Source organism: Citreicoccus inhibens (assembly GCF_019039035.1).
Lineage (GTDB): Bacteria > Myxococcota > Myxococcia > Myxococcales > Myxococcaceae > Citreicoccus > Citreicoccus inhibens.
The window spans coordinates 95,928-112,449 of record NZ_JAHNZT010000029.1 but is presented as its reverse complement, the minus strand read 5'-3'; the positions used below and the strand labels follow the sequence as shown (position 1 = coordinate 112,449).

The following is a 16,522-nucleotide window of genomic DNA, read 5'->3' as shown; positions in this document are numbered from 1 at the left end:
CTTCCACGACCTCAAGCGATGCCGCGCCGTCGCCACCCGCTACGACAAGACGGCGACCTGCTACCTCGCCGTCCTCCACGTCGCGGCCATGGCTCTGTGGCTGCATTAATCAGGGACAGCCCCTAGCGCGGGTTCCGGTGCGGACCGCCCTGGGCGAGCGCGCCTCGGCGTGGGGGCGTGAGCGCATCCAGCTCCGCCACCAGCGCCGGGACGTTGCCTCGGGGCACGGTGCGGCAGGGCAGGAAGCCCGCCGCCCGGTCCGTCGCGATGACGGGGATGCCTCGGGTGATGGCCCGGGCCAGTTCGGGCGGGTGGCTCTCGCACCAAGCGGGGGCGAGCACCGCGTCCACTCCGTCCAGGGCCTGCTGCTGTTGGCGGGTCACCACTCGGACCCGGGGATGCTCCAGGCGCATCAGGTCGGAGTCCTCGGAGGGGCGGACCCAGAGGGTCCATTCCGGGCGTGCCTCCAGGGCGGCCAGCGCCTCGGGTGCGCCCATCCGCGCGAGCGCCGGGCCCGCCAGGAGCGCGACCCGGTGCAAGTGCGTCACGCGGTGCCCCGCGGGGCTGTCCTCTCGTGGCGAGTCGAACGCCTCCGCGCGAGGATGCAGCTCTCGAGTCCGCTCGGCTGGGAGCCCCGCTCGCAGGAGTTGCTCGCGCGCGAAGTCGCCTCGCACCCAGATTTCATCCGCGAGGAGTCGCTCCGCTTCCTGCCGTGCCACGTCGCGGGCGCTGGCGCGGTGGTTGCGCAGGAAGTGCTCCTCGGGGTGGCGCGCGAAGGCCTCGTCCAGGTCCGCGTGCAGCGCGCGCAGGTTGGGCAGGTCCTCCACCAGCACGCAGCGGGCGCCGCGTGCCCGCGCCGCCACGAACACCTCTCGCGCCGCGAGGGATGGCGCGACCACGCGGGTCAGCGAAGCGGGGGGCCGAAGCGCGGCCAGGCGCGAGATGCCCTGTCGCACCGCGAACCGGGCGCGGAGCCGAGCCTGGGGGGTGCTCCCCCACGCGCGCAGCCCTGCCTCGAGCGCCGTCCACCCCGGCACGGACACCACCTGGCTGAGTTGTGGGACCTCCGGCTGACGACGGCGCACCGCCGCGCGCAGGCTCGCGGGAACGAGCGACGACGGCAGGCCCGGAAGCGCCCACGGCGCCAGCACGCGCGCGGCTGCCCCTCCGCGGCCCAGCAGCTCCGGCAGGTGCGCCACCCACTCGCCCGGCTCCGGCAGGATGACCCACTTCATCGGCCACCTCCCGCGGCATGGATTCCCCAGGTCGGTTCCCGGTCCGAGCGCGGGACCTCCACGCGGGCGTGGCACTCGGTCTCGCCGCAGGACAAGCAGGTGCGCCGCCGCTCGTGGGCGTGCAGCAGGCGCCGGCGGTTCGTGGCGATGACGCGCTCGTCCAACTCCGCGCCGTCGCGCAGGTCCACCACGCGCCGGACGACCCGGTTCAGGCGGAAGCGCCCCTCGGCGGTCTCCTCGATGCGGTCATCTTCCGCGCGCAGCTCCGCGCGAGTCCGGGCAGGGCGGGTGGCGTGGATGGAGAGCCGCAGCATGTCCCCCACCACGCGGGCTCCCAGCCGCACCGGTCCCTCCCGAGGGGCGACCACCAGATCCACGTCCGGCCACGCCACGGTGGCGTCCATTCCCCAGAGGGTGTTGGGCTCGGGCGGGACGGCCTCCAGCGTGTGCCCGTGGCGCTCCAGGATGTGCCAGCCCTGACGCGCGGCCAGGGCGAACAGGGCATTGGCCAGCAGGCAGATGCCGCCGCCCACCGAGGGCGTCAGGCACCCTCCGCTCAGGGCCAGGCCGTGACGGTACCCGGCGCTCGGGGCGAGGCGGCCCACCGTGCGCCAGAAGGACAGGGGGCGCTCGGGTGTCACCAGCAGTCCGTCAAAGGATGGGGCGGCCAGCCTCACGTTGTGCCGCTTTCCCGCCTCCAGCACCGGGTCCGCGTCCGGGTCCGCCCGACCCACCGCCACGGACAGGGTGCCCAGGCACAGCTCGTTCCCCCCGAGCGGGGCGAGCCGGGGCTCTGGCCAGCGCTCGGGGCTGGCCACCCACGCCGCCAGCCGCCGCGCCTGATGCACCACCCGCTTGCTCCGGTGCCACCCGAGGGCGGCGAGGGACCTGTCGACGAGCCGGGGCGCGAGCGAGGTGGGGGCCATGGTGGTCGCGTGTTGATGCAACGCGCCTGCCAGCGACCTGGGGGTGGGGTGGGAGACCCTTTCGGGTCGAAATTTCGGGGCTGGGAGGCGAGAGCTGCCGGATATGATGGGCGAGCAATGGGGCATTTCGAACAGGTGACCGCGTCCACCGCCACCGCGCTTTCGCGCCGGCCGGGCGGGGCGTCGCGCGCTCCGGTCTCCAGGACACCCGTGTCGTGCCTTCCCGGTCGCCGCCTGCGGCCCGGGGGGGAGGGTCGGGGCGCTGGGGGGCAGGAATGGCGGGCGGCGGTCCAGTGCTGAGCGGTGCCCTCGATTCAACGGATGGGCGGACCCGGCCGGGTGTCCGCTACAGCACCCATCCGCATGACGGTATTGGAGAACATCCGCCCACTCGTGAGGAGGTGGCCGGGAAGGCAGGTCGGGAAGTGGCCGAGGGGGCCCGATTCCTGGCGCACCTCATTCCGGTGACGGCGCGGGCATGAGCGGTACGGAGGCAACGGCGATGGCCGAGCAGAACGAGACACAGGGCAGCAAGGCGGAGGACCGGCGCGACTCGCCCCGGGTTCCCATCCGTCTGAAGGTGCGTCGCGCGGACAGCGCGGAGGCCTTCGTGGAGCGGGACGGTGACCTGTCCCTGGGCGGAGTGGGCTGGACGGGCGAGGGGGGCGCGACGGAGGGGGTGGTGGAGATCCGCTTCAGCCTCCCGAGCGCGCCGAACGAGCTCGAGGTGCGGGGCGAGGTGCTCGACGCGCGACAGGGGCCACACGGCCCTGTCTCCCGCGTGCGCTTCGTGGACCTGCCCATGGACGTGGAGTTGGCCATCGCGCGCCACCTGGACGACGTGCGATTGGCGAGCGGCTCGCGGTAGCGACACGAAGGAGGGCGGAATGGCGGAGGACATTCCCTGGGAGCGCCTGTTCGAGGAGGCCACGCGCGTGCGTCAGCGCGCGCATGTGCCGTACTCGCGCTTCCCGGTGGGCGCCGCGGTGCTGTACGCGGATGGCTCGGTGGTCGCGGGATGCAACGTGGAGAACGCCACCTACGGCCTCACCGTGTGCGCCGAGCGGGGCGCCTTCGCCGCGGGCGTGGCCCAGGGCCGCGCCTCACCGGTGGCCGTGGCCATCGTGGTGGACACGCCCGAGCCCTGTCCTCCCTGTGGCATGTGCCGCCAGGTGATGGCCGAGTTCGCCAGGCCCGGCCTGCCCGTGCGCAGCCGGAACCTGAAGGGTGACGAGGCGCGGTATTCGCTCGCGGAGCTGCTGCCGCACGCCTTCACCCGCGACTTTCTGTAGTTCATTCATCTCTAGGACATACCCAGTGGATCTGCTTCTCACCGGCGGCACCGTGGTGACGATGAACCGTGAGCGCGCAGTACTCGCTCACGCCGATGTGCTCGTGCAGGACGGTCGCATCGCGAAGATTGGCAAGAACCTGAAGCCCAAGGGCGCGCGGCGCGTGCTCGACGTGACGGGCAAGGCGGTGTTGCCGGGCCTCATCCACGGCCACCTGCACGCCTGCCAGACGCTGTTCCGGGGCCGCGCGGACGGGCTCGAGCTGCTGGACTGGTTGAAGCAGTGCATCTGGCCGTCCGAGGCGGCGCACGACGCGGACTCGATGCGCGCCAGCGCGGACCTGACCTTCGCGGAGCTCATCCGCTCGGGCGCCACGGCTGCGCTCGACATGGGCAGCGTGCATCACTACGACGCCGTCTTCGAATCTGCCCGCGACAGCGGGTTCCGGCTGGTGGGCGGCAAGGCGATGATGGACGCGGGCGACGAGGTCCCCGCGGGACTGCGTGAGTCCACCGCCGAGTCCCTGGCGCACAGCCTGGCGCTGCTGGAGCGCTGGCACGGGACGGAGGGAGACCGGCTTCGCTACGCGTTCGCGCCGCGCTTCGTGCTGTCGTGCTCGCCGGAGCTGTTGCGGGAAGTGGCTCGGCTCTCGCGCGAGCTCAAGGTGCGCATCCACACGCACGCCAGTGAGAACTCGAAGGAGGTCGAGGCGGTGCGGCAGGTGACGGGCCAGGAGAACGTGGCCTACTTCCAGTCGCTCGGAATCACCGGGCCCCAGTCCACGCTGGCCCACTGCGTGTGGCTGTCCGCCGAGGAGCAGGCGGTGCTGCGGGAGACGCGCACGGTGGTGTGCCACTGCCCGGGCTCCAACCTCAAGCTGGCGTCGGGCATCGCGCGCGTGCCGGAGCTGCTGGAGGATGGCATCCCCGTGTCGCTCGGCTCGGATGGCGCGGCGTGCGACAACACGCTCGACATCTTCCACGAGATGCGGCTCGCGTCGGTGCTGCACAACCCGCGCGTGGGGCCGCGCGCCATGACGGCCATGCGGGTGATGGAGATGGCCACGCTGCACGGCGCGCGCGCGCTGGGCCTGGAGGATGAGGTGGGCTCGCTCGAACCGGGCAAGCGCGCGGACATCACCGTCGTGGACCTGAGCGGTCTGCACACGGCGCCCGAGCCCGAGAGCGTCCTGTCCTCCATCGTCTACGCCTCGCGCGCCAGCGACGTCTCGCACGTCGTCATCGACGGGAAGCTGGTGCTCAAGGACGGCGTGCTCACCACGCTGGATGCGCCCGCGGTGATTGCCAACGCGCGGGCGCAGTCGGCCCTGCTCACCGCGCGACTGCGGAAGCGCTGACGCCCTCGGCCTCGCGGGGCAGGCGGAGGACGAAGGACGTGGCCCACCCGGCCGTGTCCTCCACCGCCAGCCGCCCCCCGTGGGCCTCGGCGGCGAGCTTCGAGAAGTAGAGCCCCAGGCCGTAGCCCCGTCGGCCCTCCAACTCGCGGGTGCCCTGCACGTACTTGTCGAAGATGTGCTCGCGCACCTCGTGGGGGATGGGCGGGCCGTCGTTGCGCACCGCGAGCCACAGGCAGTCCGCCTCCACGCCGGCTTCCATCCGCACGCGGCCACCGGACGGCGCGTAGCGCAGCGCATTGGTGGCCAGGTTCTCCACCACGCGGACGAGCAGCCCCGCGTCGCCCACCAGCTCCAGTCCCGCGGGCGCGCGCACCTCCAGCTCCAGCTTCCTCAAGCGCGCGGCCCCCTCGAGGGAGCGGCGCACCTCGTCCAGCAGGGGCTCCGCGGGGAAGGGCGCCTTTCGCGGCTCCAGACGTCCCGCCTCCAGTCGCGGCACATCGAGGAGGTCGGAGATCATCCGGTCCAGGCGCGCGGTGACGGCCAGTCCGGTGCGCACCGAGTCCACCAGTGGCCCGCCGGCAGGCAGCTCCTGCTCCATCCACGAGAGCGAGAGGGTGACCGCGGACAGGGGCGAGCGCAGGTCGTGCACGAGGAACTGCATGAGCTGCTCCTGGTGCGCCTGGAGGGTCACCAGCTTCTCGTTGCTGGCCTGGGCCTCGCCGAGCATGTGCTCGATGGTGCTGCGGGCCTCCTCCACTTCGCGGTGACGGCGCGCCTCCAGGTGTCGATCCACCTCCGCACGGGTGAGGGCCATGGCCAACGTGCGCAGCCGCCCCGTGCCGTAGTGACTGACGGCCGCGGTCAGCACCAGCGTCACGGCCCCGAGCACCACCGCCCCCCAGCCCACGCCCGCCTCGCGCATGAGCACGGCCTGCGCGACGGCCGCCAGCCCGGCCGTGCCGTAGACGACCGCAGGCATGAGGGACAGGCCGCTCAAGGCCACCACGAGCCCGAACAGGCCCAGGCTGAAGCCGGCCACTCCCGCGGGGAAGGGGGAGATGGGCAGCGCCAGCGCCTGCAGCGCGAAGACGAGCGCCACGTCCACCGCCGGCTGGGTCAGCCCCAGCCACCGCGCCATGGCGCGCCGACGCAGCAGGAACATCGTCACGGCCACGCCCAGGTAGCCCAGCAGCAGCGGCGGATAGGGCGCCCAGTGCGTGCCACCACGTGTCCACAGCGCCGTGCACACGCCCAGGAACAGGGTCGCGGCCACCACGCGCACCGCCGCGCCCACCGCCATCACCCGCTGCCGCTGGCTGCTCACCGCGCGGGCCAGGTCGTCGTCGAAGGGAGTAGGGGGAGCAGGCATCATCGCGGAGGGAGCCGGTTTTCCCCGCTTCTCCCTCCCACTTCAAGTTCCCGGTCTGGAAGGGAGAGGTCCCCGGGCGGGTTGCTGGCTTTGCGCCCGGGCGTCCTGGCGTCGGGTTGTCGGGCGCCGGCAATCATCGGGGCGAGGTGCGCGTAGCAACATCAACGAACAGGAGGCGATTCGGGCGGGTGCTTGCGGTCCATGGGGATCGTGTAAGGTGCCCCTGAATTCGCACAGGTGGAGGTAGCCGGCGACATGTGGGAACGATTCAAAAGAGCGATGCGGAGCTTCGCGGGCTTCTTCGTCTCCTCCATCGAGGACCCTGAGCTCATCCTCGAGCAGAACGTGCGGGACCTGAACGACCAGGTTCCCAAGATGAACGAGTCCATCGCCATGGTTCGGGCGAACGTGACGCTGCTGGAGAAGGAGAACGCCAAGACCCAGCAGGACGTGCGCGAGCTGACCGCCAAGGTGAAGGCGGCCATCCAGGCGGGGCGCGACGACCTCGCGGCCCAGTACGCCTCGCGGCTGCAGATCGAGAAGGACTCGCTGGCGCGCAACGACGCCCAGCTGCAGACGGCCCGGGCGGCGTACGAGAAGTCGCTGAACGTCAAGAAGGCGTTCATGCGCGAGAAGGAGAAGAAGACCCAGGAGGCGATGACCGCCATTCGCGAGGCGCGCCGCGCCAAGTGGCAGGCCAAGGTCGCCGACACCATGGAGTCCTTCACCGTCGCGGGCATCGACTCGACGCACGACGAGATGCTGCGCAAGGTCCAGGAGAAGTCCGCCATCAACGAGGCGCGCATGCAGATGGCGCTCGAGTCGGTGGACCATCAGGCCGCTGCCATCGAGGAGGAGGCCGAGAAGATTCAGGCCAACGAACTCGTGAAGCAGATGAAGATGGAGATGGGGCTGCTGGACAGTCCCGCTCCGGTGTCCGACGTCGGCTCCAGCACGGAGAAGACCATCGGCAAGAAGGTGGAGATCAAGTAGTCCTGCCCTCGGACGAGGCCTGCACCGACTCGGATGAAGCTGCACCGCGGACCAGGCCTCTTCTTGTTCCTCTCGCTCTGCGTGCTGGGCGCTGCGTACGCGCTCGCCTCGCGCGCGGGGTACCTCGACCGGCTCCAGGCGCGGTTCTTCCCCTCCGTGCGCGAGACGGTGCGGCTGTCCCCCGGAGACTTCCCGGCGGGCGTGGCCGCTCCGGTGGCGGACGTCGCCTCGGTGCCGCTGCGGCCCGTGCTGGTGGGCTTCACGCCTCGCGGCTCGGCGGCGGCGCTGCTCGTCGCCACGGGGGGCGCCACCACGCTGGATTCTCCGGCCCCTCCCTCCGGTGCCGCGCAGGGCGTCTTGAAGACGGCGTATGCGCTGGATGCGCGCGCTGTCTTGTTCGCCCGGGAGGAGGAGCTGCGGCAGGCCTTCGCCATCGGCGCCGAGAACGGCGGCGTGGACATGGCCACCTTGTCGGTGGACCGGCTGGCGTCCTGGGCGCCGCTGCTCCGAGACGCCGCGCCCCGCACGGTGTTGCTGGTGGGCCGCAGCCGAGGCCAGGAGGCGATGGCCGCGGTGGGCGTTGCGGACCTGGCCAGCCTCCGGGGCAAGCGCGTGGGCGTGTATCCGTTCAGCTCCTCGCACTACTTCGCGCTGTGGGTGCTGTCCCGCGTGGGCCTGCGCACCGCGGACGTGCGGTGGGTGGATCTACCGTCCACGCTCGACGCGGGGCGCGCGCTGCGCGAGGGCCGCGCGGACGCGGTGGTGGGGCTGTGGGGCGACGTGGAGCTGGCGGCTCGAGACCGAGGCGGCGCGGTGCTGGCGACGACCGCGGACGCGCCGCACCTGGTGGCCACGGTGCTGGTGACGCGGGGAGACTTCGCGGCCCGCTACCCGGATGCCGTGCGGCGGGTGCTGCGGGGCCTGCTGGATGCGGGGCAGGGCGTCCTGAAGGACCCCTCGGCGGGGGCTCGCATGCTGGGAGAGGTGGCGCCCTACCTGGGAGACCCCATCGAGGCCATCCGCAGCGCCCCTCCCGCGACGTTGGCGGACAATCGGGCCTTCTTCGGTCTTTCCGGCGAGGCGCCCGTTACCTATGACGAGCTCTTCCAGAGCGCCGCGTCCCTCTTCCAGAAGCTCAAGCGCGGGCCGGCGGCGCCTCCCGCGGAGGACACGCGGGACCTGGGCGCGCTGAAGTACGTGTCGGAGGCGCGCGGCCCCTGAGGCCGGGCGCGGGCAGGCAAGGGGAGTGGAACGTGGCGAGCAACCCCAACTACATCAAGGCGGCCTTCCTGATGCCCGCCAACCTCGTGGGGCTGGGCACGGCGGCGATGTCCGCGGCGCTCACGCATGAGCCGCTCCCCATGCTGGTGGCGCTGGGGTTGGAGGGGCTCTACCTGGGCGTCGCGTCGTCCATGAAGCGCTTCCAACGGGCCGTGCGCGCCAACACGCCCGATGACCCGGAGGCCGCGCGACAGGCCGTGGACGCGCTCCAGGCGGACCTGGCTCCGTCGCAGCGCGAGCACTACCAGCAGCTCGTGGGCCTCAAGGAGCGCATCCTCGCGAACTACCGCAAGCTGCCTGGGGGCAAGGTTCTGGTGGCGGACAGCGAGCCTCGCCTGGACGCGCTGCTCACGTCCTTTCTCCGGCTCATCTCCACGCTCAACCAGTACCGCACCTACCTGAACAGCTCGGACCGGGAGCCGCTGTCCTCGGAAGTGCAGGCCCTGGAAGGCGAGCTGGCCCAGGAGTCCAACCCGCGCCTCAAGGACGTGAAGGGCAAGCGGGTGGAGATTCTGCGCAAGCGCCTGGCGCGCTTCGAGCAGGCAGGCGAGAGCCGCGAGGTGGTGAGCCACCAACTGGCGGGCATCGAGGACCTGATGCGCCTGACGCATGAGCAGTCCATCGCCATCCGGGACCCGGAGAGCGTGAACCGGCAGCTCGACGTGTTGAGCGCCGAGGCCGAGGCGACGGACGAGACGGTGCGCCAGATGGAGCAGTTCCTCGAGTTCACCGAGGAGACTCGGGGGCCGCTGCCGCACGGGGGCGCCCGGGTGCGCTGAGCCGCGGGCCCGCGCCGGGTTCGTCGCCGAGAGACCTCGGACCCGCCCCACCTGCCGCGTGGGCGGGCGCGAGCGTCACCTGCCGTTCAACCCGGTTCCCCAGCCGGGGGCCGGACATGCGCCCCTCGCACGAATAGATTGACTCTCTGCTTCAGCCGTCCTGTCCTCCCGCCCATGCACCGTCGCGCCTGGGCCCCGTTCCTGTTCGTGTTGGTCGTGATGGCTGGCTGTGCTCGCTGCGGCCGGGACGCCGCGAGTCCGGGAGGCGCCACCACGAGCGTGGCCCGACGACTTCCCCGAGACGCGCAGGCCGCCGTCGTCATCAATGACCTGGGCTCGCTGGGCGAGAAGCTCGCGCGATTCCAGAACCTGAAGGTCGCCTCCTTCCTCGCGCAGCTGCAGAACGCGTCCTCGGCGGAGGGCTATGTCTCCGCCGTGATGCGGCAGGTGGGCGTGGACCTGCGGAGCCAGCAGGCGATGGAGGCCGCCGGCATCGACCCGAAGCGCGGGGCGGGCGCGGCGTTCCTGGGCGAGAACAGCGTCGTCTCCGTGTTGGGCGTCAAGGAGCGCGAGGCGCTCCAGCGCACCTTCGGAGGCTTCGCGCGCTCGCGCCTGGGCGCCACCGAGGAGAAGGCGTCGAAGGTGGACGGCGGCACGCTCGTCACGTTTGGCCGGGCGGGGGCGCAGCCGCTGCTGGGCATCCTGTTCCTGGAGCGCGAGTCGCTGGCGCTGCTCGGGGCGGGGCCCTCCATCCAGCGCCTGCCGGAGCTGGCGGCGATGGCGGAGGACCGTTCGCTCGCGCACGAGCCGGTGCTGGCCGCCTCCCTCGCGCGACTGCCCGCCGAGCGGGACTTCCACGTGTGGTTGCCGGGCGGCGGAGGGCTCGTGCCGGTGGGCACCGTGCAAGGGGTGACGCTCACGGGCCGCATCGACGAGCGCGCGGTGACGGTGCGCGCGGACGCGCCGTGGCCGGACTCGGAGGCGGCGCTGACCGCGTTGGATCCGAAGGACACGCCGGGCCTCGTGGGCTTCCTGCCCGCGGACAGCTTCCTGGTGGCGCGCTTCCGGGGCGACCCGGCTCGGCTCGACGGGGTGTGGCCGTACCTGGTGGGCCCGCAGGTGACGCGCGCCGTGCAGCAGGCGGGCTTCGACATGAAGACCGAGCTCTTGGACAACCTGAAGCCGGGCATGGTGTTGGGCCTGTCCCTGGCGCCCAATGTGAATCTGGGCGCGGGCATGCCGGAGCTGGACCTGCGCCGCACCAACCCGTTCCGCTTCGTGCACCTGGTGGCGCTCAGCGAGGCGAAGGACGCGGAGCGCGCGAAGGCCACGCTCGACAAGGTGCCCGGCGTCGCGGGTGGCTTTGGCGCCAAGGTGGAGACCGCGGACGTGCAGGGGCAGCGGCTGTACCTCACGTCCTACCGCGCGGGGGAAGGGGCGCACTTCGCGCTCGGCCCGGCGGGGAAGTTGGTGCTGGCCGCGCCGCGCGCGCGCCTGGAGGGGACCCTGGCGTCGCTGGGCCATACCGGAGGCGAGGGTCCCGTGGCGGCGGACCTGCGAGACGCGGGCGCCAACGCGGCGCTGACCGTGGTGCTGGACCTGCGTCGGCTGTCCGAGGCGGTGAAGGCGCTGCCCTCCGAGGCCTGGGGCATTGGCGGCTTCGCCATCAAGGCGACCACCGTGCGCTGGCTGGACGCGACGGATGACCTGCGCGCGGTGACGCTGGCGCTGTCCCGCAAGGAGAAGGCCCTCCAGGCAGAGGTGTCCCTGCGACTGACGCCCGCGCCGACGGCGTCCACCACCACCGCTCCGGCCACCCCGTGATTCGCGCGCGCGATGTCGTGAAGGAATACGAGGACGGGGATGGCGCCCGGGTGCGCGTCCTCGATGACATGTCGCTGGACGTGGAGGACGGCGACTTCGTCGCGGTGGTGGGCCCATCCGGCAGCGGCAAGTCCACGCTGCTGCACCTGCTGGGCGGACTGGACATCCACTACCGAGGCGACGTGGAGGTCGGCGGCGTGAAGTTGTCCGGGCTGGGCGACCAGGCCCTGGCGCGCTTCCGCAACTCGCACGTGGGCTTTGTCTTCCAATCGTTCCACCTCATCCCCAACCTGTCCGCGCTGGAGAACGTGCTGTTGCCCTCGCACTTCGGCGCGGGAACGGGGGATGCGCGCAAGCGGGCCGAGGCGCTGTTGGAGCGCGTGGGGCTGAAGGAGAAGAAGGACCGTGCGCCCGTGAGATTGTCCGGAGGCGAGCGGCAGCGGGTGGCCATCGCCCGGGCGCTATTCGGCGGCCCACGCCTGTTGCTGTGCGACGAGCCCACGGGCAACCTGGACGCCGCCACGGGCGCGGGCGTCATCCGCCTGTTCCAAGAGCTGCACCAGGAGGGGCTGACCGTGCTGGCCGTCACGCACGAGGACCGGATGTCCGCGGCGGCGCGCCGGGTGCTGCGCCTCAAGGAGGGCCGACTCGTCGAGGAGTCCTCGCCCAGCGCTCCGGTCGCATCTCAGGGGGCGCCATGAGGTTGGAGGCGCTGTCCCGGTTGGTTCGGTTGAGCCTCGCGCGTGAGCGCAAGGGCGCGTTCTTCTCCGCGTTCGGCGTCGCGATGGGCGTGGGCGCGCTCGTCTTCTTCGTGGGCCTGGGGCTGGGCGTGGGGCGGGTGATTCGCGAGAAGATCTTCCCCACGGACTCGCGACTGGTGGACGTGGTGCCGCCCGCGGTGTCGCTGGGCTCGCTGCTGGGCGGGGGCAAGCTGGATGCAGCCGCCGTCGAGCGGCTGGCGGCCCTGCCGGGCGTGGAGGCCACGTACCGCAAGATGGGCATCCGCGTGCCGGCGGTGACGCGCTACGACGGCAGCTTCTTTGGCGCGCGGCTGCGCATGGGCATGGAGGTCCTCGCGGTGGGCGTGGATCCCGGGCTCGTGCGCTCGGACGTGGCGATGGGTGAGTTCAAGGACGCGGGCGACGGACAGCCCATCCCCGCGCTCGTGTCCACGCGGTTGCTGGAGCTGTACAACAAGACGTTCGCCCCGGCGCGCAAGCTGCCTCAGTTGTCGGCGAACATGCTCGTCGGCTTCGGCTTCCCGGTGGAGTTCAACCGCTCCTACGTGGCGGCCACCGCGCCGGGCCCCGTGACCGCGGCGCAGGCGCAGGTGGTGGGCGCCTCGGACCGCGCGATGTTCGCGGGCATCACCATCCCGCTCGAAACCGCGATACGCCTCAACCGCGCTTCGGGCGTGGACGCGGACACCTTCACGGGCGTCACGTTGGTGGCCAGCGACCCGGCGCGAGTGCCCGCCCTCATGGAGGCCGCGAAGGCCATGGGTTTTGAAATCGATGACCAGGAGCGTCGCCTCGCGGAGAACGCGGGCGCGGCCGTGGCGCTGACCACCTCGGCCCTGGCGCTGCTGTCCGTCCTCATCTGCCTGCTGGCGGCGGTGAACATCGCCCATGCCATGTCCGCGTCCGTGCGTGCGCGGGCTCGCGAGATTGGCGTGATGCAGGCGGTGGGCGCCTCGCGCTCGGATGTCCGCAACATCGTGCTGGCGGAGGCCGGCGTGGTGGGCGCGTTCGGCGGCGCGGTGGGCACCGCCGTGGCGCTGCTGCTGGCGCTGCTGGTGGACCGGTTCGCGTCCGGCTACCTGCCCAGCTTCCCGTTCAAACCCGAGAGCTTCTTCTCCTTCCCGTGGCCCGTGGTGGTGGGGGGCGTGGTACTCGGCCTCGTCGCCGCGCTCTGCGGCGCGTACTTCCCCAGCCGTCGCGCGGCGGCCACCGACCCCGCCAGGACACTCGCCGGATGACGTCTCCCTCTCGAAAGACGCTGCTTGGCAACGCGGCGAGCCTGGCCGCCATCGGCTGGATTTATGGCGGCGACCTCCTGGATGCCCTGCGCGCGCGAGGCGCGGAGGTGGCCGCGTTCGGCGAGCTGCCCTCCGCGTCCCGCCCCGCCGAGGTGCTCGTCCTCGCCGCGGGCACGGCGGCGGTCACCGTCTGGGGCCTGCTGCGCCGCAAACCCGAGGGCTTCAAGGGGTACCGGCTGCCGCCCATCCTCTTGGTGGGCGCGCTCTTCGTGGACCTCGTCTTCGCCGAGAGCCGCGTGCCCATCGCGTCCGCGGACATGGCCTCCATGTCCCTCCAGCGCTTCCAAGAGGCCGCGCAACAGCTCGCCACACCCCTGTCGGTCCCGGCCGACCCGCGCGTCCTCCAGTCCCTGCTGGCGGAGCTGGGGCGTCCGCCGTACCTGCAGCACGGGCAGCCAGTCGGCGAGTACACCCTCCAGGTGCGCGAGGACTGCCAGGGCCCCGTTCGCGAGGCCCCGGGCCTGCGCCCCGGCACGCTCCTGTACTGCGTCGCCCCCGAGCGGAAGGGTGCGTGGGTGACCCTGGTGGGGCTGCCTGTCGAGAAGCGCTTCGGCACGCCCGAGGTGCTCTCCGCGGGAGGCGAGCCGCGCTTCGTGCTGGTCCGGCCCCATGAGGCAGGGGATGATGCCCAGGATGGGGAGGGGGACGCGTTCCGCGACGGCTCCGGTTTGGGGCTGTCGGGTGTCCCGGATGGCGGGGGCCCTGGAGCAGCCTCCGTCCAGCCTTGACGGCGGGTCACAGCCTCCCCGGGCTTCTTGGTGCGATGAGACTGCCCGTACGGTTGACCCTCTGGATGTGCGATCGCTAGGCTCCCCACGAACCCACACCGCGCCCTCACGTGACGACCTCTCAACCGAAGCGTCAGCCCATCCCGTTCGGGAAGTATCTCCTCCTGGACCGAGTCAACATCGGCGGCATGGCGGAGGTGTGGCGTGGCAAGCAGTTCGGCGCGAGTGGCTTCGAGCGACTCGTTGCCATCAAGCGCATCCTCCCGAACATCGCCGAGGACGAAGAGTTCATCTCGATGTTCATCGATGAGGCGAAGATCAGCGTCCAGCTGACTCACGCCAACATCGCGCAGATCTACGAACTCGGGCAGATCGCCACCAGCTACTTCATTTCGATGGAGTACATCCCCGGCAAGGACATGCGGGCGATCTTCGACCGCTGTCGCAAGAAGGGCGAGCCCGCGCCGGTTCCGCTGGTGGCCTTCTGCGTGGCCAAGATGTGCGAGGGGCTCGACTACGCCCACCGCAAGAAGGACGGGATGGGGCGCGACCTCAACATCGTCCACCGCGACATCTCGCCACAGAACGTCCTCATCTCCTTCGAGGGTGAGGTCAAGGTCATCGACTTCGGTATCGCCAAGGCGGCCGGCAAAGCGACCAAGACGCAGGCCGGTATCCTCAAGGGCAAGTTCGGCTACATGAGCCCGGAGCAGATCCGCGGCCTGCCGTTGGATCGCCGCTCGGACGTCTTCGCCATCGGCGTGTGTCTCTACGAGATGCTCACCGGCGAGCGTCTCTTCGTGGGCGAGAGCGACTTCAGCGTGCTGGAGAAGGTGCGCAAGGCCGAGGTGGCCCCGCCCTCCACGTACAACCGGCGCATCCCCGAGGCGCTGGAGCGCATTGTCCTCAAGTCGCTCGCCAAGGACGTGGACGAGCGCTACCAGTACGCCAGCGAGCTGGGCGACGACCTCCAGCGCTTCCTCATCACCAGCGACTCCATCTTCAGCCGCAAGGACCTCATGCAGTACATGAAGTCCACGTTCGCCGAAGAGGTGGAGCGCGAGAAGCAGCGCCTCGCCGAGTACGCGGACATCCGGCCCCCGGATGGCATGCTGGCCGCCATCGAGGCGGGTTTCAGTGGACCTCCGCCTCCGTCCATGACGCAGAGCATGCCGGCGATGACCGCCGCGCCGGCCAGCCCGGTTCCGGTGGTGGACCCCGTGGCCTCGCCGCCTCGGTCGTCCAACCCCGCCGCGCCCACTGCGCCCCAGGCCGTGCGTCGCGCGCCCACGCTCACGGCCCTGCCCAAGCTGACGGCCGCCACCGCCGCGCCGCCGCCCAAGGCGGACGAGGATCTGGCCACCCAGATGGTGGACCGAGATCAAGTCTTCAGCGACACCCCGGAGCCCACCACGCAGCCGGGCGCCGCCGTGGGCCGCGCCATCACGCCGCTGGAGTCCGAGGCGACGCTCGCGGGCAATGGTGACGACGACGAGAACGAGGACAAGACGGGCAAGACCTCCGTCATTCCTCCGCCTGCTCCGCTGCCGCCTTCGCCGCCGCGGCTGACCCAAGCTCCACCCCGCTCGTCGCTGACCAACGTGCCAACGCTGGCTCCGGTCGATGCGCCGCCCCGCGCGGGTCGAGGCGGGGACGAGCTGCCGCGCATCGTTCGCCCCGAGTCGCCCTCCGAGGCGATCCGGATTCCGCCGCACATCGCCCGTCAGGCCGCGTCCCCGCCGCGATTCCCGCCGCCGCCTCGGATTGAGGAGGACGATCCTTCCGAGCGCACGACCGCTCAGGTGGACGCCATCCCGGGCTCGCCGCGGAAGTCGCTCGACAAGCGACTCGTCTTCGGTGGCGCGGCGTTGGGTGTCCTGCTCCTGCTGGTCGCGGTGGGCTTCGCGATGCGGCCCGGCGCGCCCGTGCAGGGCTACGTGATGGTCGAGCTGAAGACGACCGACGCGAAGGACAAGGCCCAGGTCTCCATCAACGCCCAGCCCGGCGAGAAGTTCCCCTCCAACGGCTTTGTCCTCAAGCAGGTGGCCGCGGGTCAGGCCCTCATCGTGGTCAGCGCGGATGGCTTCGATACGGTCACGCAGACCGTGCAGGTGGCGGAGGGGGCCAGCCCCACGCAGGTGAAGGTGTCGCTCACGCGCCAGTCGCGCTCGATGTCGCTCGTCGTCTCCACGGATCCGGCCGACGCCGAGGTGAAGATCGACGACAAGGTGGTCCGGGCTCAGGGCGCCCGCGACATGCTCATCAAGGACGTGCAGGTCCAGGGTGACACGTTGCTCGTGCAGGTGTCCGCGCCGAACCACAAGCCGTTCATCCGGCGCATCCCTGTCACGGGCGTCAGCCCCTTGGAGGTGTCGGCGAAGTTGGAGACGGATGGCTACAAGGTTCGTGTCGACTCCAAGCCCGCGGGCGCCACCATCGTCATTGGGGGCAAGGAGCTGACCACCATCACGCCGGCCATCATCCAGGTCCCGCCAGGAATGCGTCAGCTCACGCTCCGGCTCAAGTGCTTTGCTGACCTCGATGTGGACCTGATTCCGCCTGCCGCTGGAGAGAGTCAGGCGACGGCATCGGGTTCGCTCAAGCGACTGGCCGGCCGCTGCCACTAGGCTTGCTGGAGTAGGACGAGGAGGCCCGCCCCGGGCGGGGCGGGCGCGCAGACTCCCCTGGGGGGAGTTCATG

At 71.4% G+C, this 16,522-nt stretch carries 14 protein-coding genes; 11 read left to right on the top strand and 3 right to left on the bottom strand.

Features of this window, described 5'->3' with window-relative positions; all coding sequences use genetic code 11:
* Nucleotides 1-122: 122 nt before the first annotated feature.
* Complete coding sequence (locus tag KRR26_RS27235; RefSeq protein WP_120202632.1) at nucleotides 123-1,235, bottom strand: hypothetical protein; 1,113 nt, start codon at nucleotides 1,233-1,235, stop codon at nucleotides 123-125.
* Nucleotides 1,232-2,161, bottom strand: a complete 930-nt coding sequence (locus KRR26_RS27230) for a VanW family protein (RefSeq protein ID WP_199723672.1) — start codon at nucleotides 2,159-2,161, stop codon at nucleotides 1,232-1,234. The genes KRR26_RS27235 and KRR26_RS27230 overlap by 4 nt, the downstream gene beginning before the upstream one ends.
* Before the next feature lie 502 nt (nucleotides 2,162-2,663).
* Here KRR26_RS27230 and KRR26_RS27225 point away from each other — a divergent pair.
* From KRR26_RS27225 to KRR26_RS27215, 3 genes are read left to right on the top strand one after another with little or no spacing between them, the layout of a single operon-like run.
* A complete protein-coding gene (locus KRR26_RS27225) occupies nucleotides 2,664-3,029 on the top strand; it encodes a PilZ domain-containing protein (protein ID WP_120202631.1) in 366 nt (121 codons plus the stop codon).
* Between the two features lie 19 nt (nucleotides 3,030-3,048).
* Nucleotides 3,049-3,453, top strand: coding sequence for a cytidine deaminase (locus KRR26_RS27220; protein ID WP_120202629.1), 405 nt, complete (start codon nucleotides 3,049-3,051; stop codon nucleotides 3,451-3,453).
* 25 nt (nucleotides 3,454-3,478) lie between these two features.
* Complete coding sequence (locus tag KRR26_RS27215) at nucleotides 3,479-4,810, top strand: 5'-deoxyadenosine deaminase (protein ID WP_120202626.1); 1,332 nt, start codon at nucleotides 3,479-3,481, stop codon at nucleotides 4,808-4,810.
* Here the strand turns inward: KRR26_RS27215 and KRR26_RS27210 are convergent.
* Entirely contained in the window at nucleotides 4,785-6,182 is a 1,398-nt protein-coding gene (locus KRR26_RS27210; protein ID WP_236069231.1) for a sensor histidine kinase, read from the bottom strand. The two genes, KRR26_RS27215 and KRR26_RS27210, sit on opposite strands and share 26 nt — an antisense overlap.
* Before the next feature lie 252 nt (nucleotides 6,183-6,434).
* On the opposite strand from KRR26_RS27210, the gene KRR26_RS27205 reads away from it, so the two are divergent.
* The 8 genes from KRR26_RS27205 to KRR26_RS27170 all read left to right on the top strand — a co-directional run bounded on the left by KRR26_RS27205 (nucleotide 6,435) and on the right by KRR26_RS27170 (nucleotide 16,449).
* Complete coding sequence (locus KRR26_RS27205; RefSeq protein ID WP_120202624.1) at nucleotides 6,435-7,172, top strand: PspA/IM30 family protein; 738 nt, start codon at nucleotides 6,435-6,437, stop codon at nucleotides 7,170-7,172.
* Nucleotides 7,173-7,205: 33 nt separating this feature from the next.
* Entirely contained in the window at nucleotides 7,206-8,393 is a 1,188-nt protein-coding gene (locus tag KRR26_RS27200; RefSeq protein ID WP_120202622.1) for an ABC transporter substrate-binding protein, read from the top strand.
* Between the two features lie 32 nt (nucleotides 8,394-8,425).
* A complete protein-coding gene (locus tag KRR26_RS27195; protein WP_120202620.1) occupies nucleotides 8,426-9,232 on the top strand; it encodes a hypothetical protein in 807 nt (268 codons plus the stop codon).
* Between the two features lie 174 nt (nucleotides 9,233-9,406).
* On the top strand, nucleotides 9,407-11,056 hold the full coding sequence (locus KRR26_RS27190) for a hypothetical protein (protein ID WP_217081220.1): 1,650 nt from the start codon (nucleotides 9,407-9,409) through the stop codon (nucleotides 11,054-11,056).
* Nucleotides 11,053-11,757, top strand: a complete 705-nt coding sequence (locus tag KRR26_RS27185) for an ABC transporter ATP-binding protein (RefSeq protein WP_217081219.1) — start codon at nucleotides 11,053-11,055, stop codon at nucleotides 11,755-11,757. The genes KRR26_RS27190 and KRR26_RS27185 overlap by 4 nt, the downstream gene beginning before the upstream one ends.
* Nucleotides 11,754-13,034 carry an ABC transporter permease gene (locus KRR26_RS27180; RefSeq protein WP_120202614.1) on the top strand — a complete coding sequence of 427 codons (1,281 nt, stop codon included), beginning with the start codon at nucleotides 11,754-11,756 and terminating at the stop codon, nucleotides 13,032-13,034. Before KRR26_RS27185 ends, KRR26_RS27180 begins: the two co-directional genes overlap by 4 nt.
* Nucleotides 13,031-13,822, top strand: coding sequence for a hypothetical protein (locus tag KRR26_RS27175; protein WP_120202612.1), 792 nt, complete (start codon nucleotides 13,031-13,033; stop codon nucleotides 13,820-13,822). Before KRR26_RS27180 ends, KRR26_RS27175 begins: the two co-directional genes overlap by 4 nt.
* A 110-nt stretch (nucleotides 13,823-13,932) precedes the next feature.
* Entirely contained in the window at nucleotides 13,933-16,449 is a 2,517-nt protein-coding gene (locus KRR26_RS27170; RefSeq protein WP_217081218.1) for a serine/threonine protein kinase, read from the top strand.
* The last annotated feature ends 73 nt before the right edge of the window (nucleotides 16,450-16,522 follow it).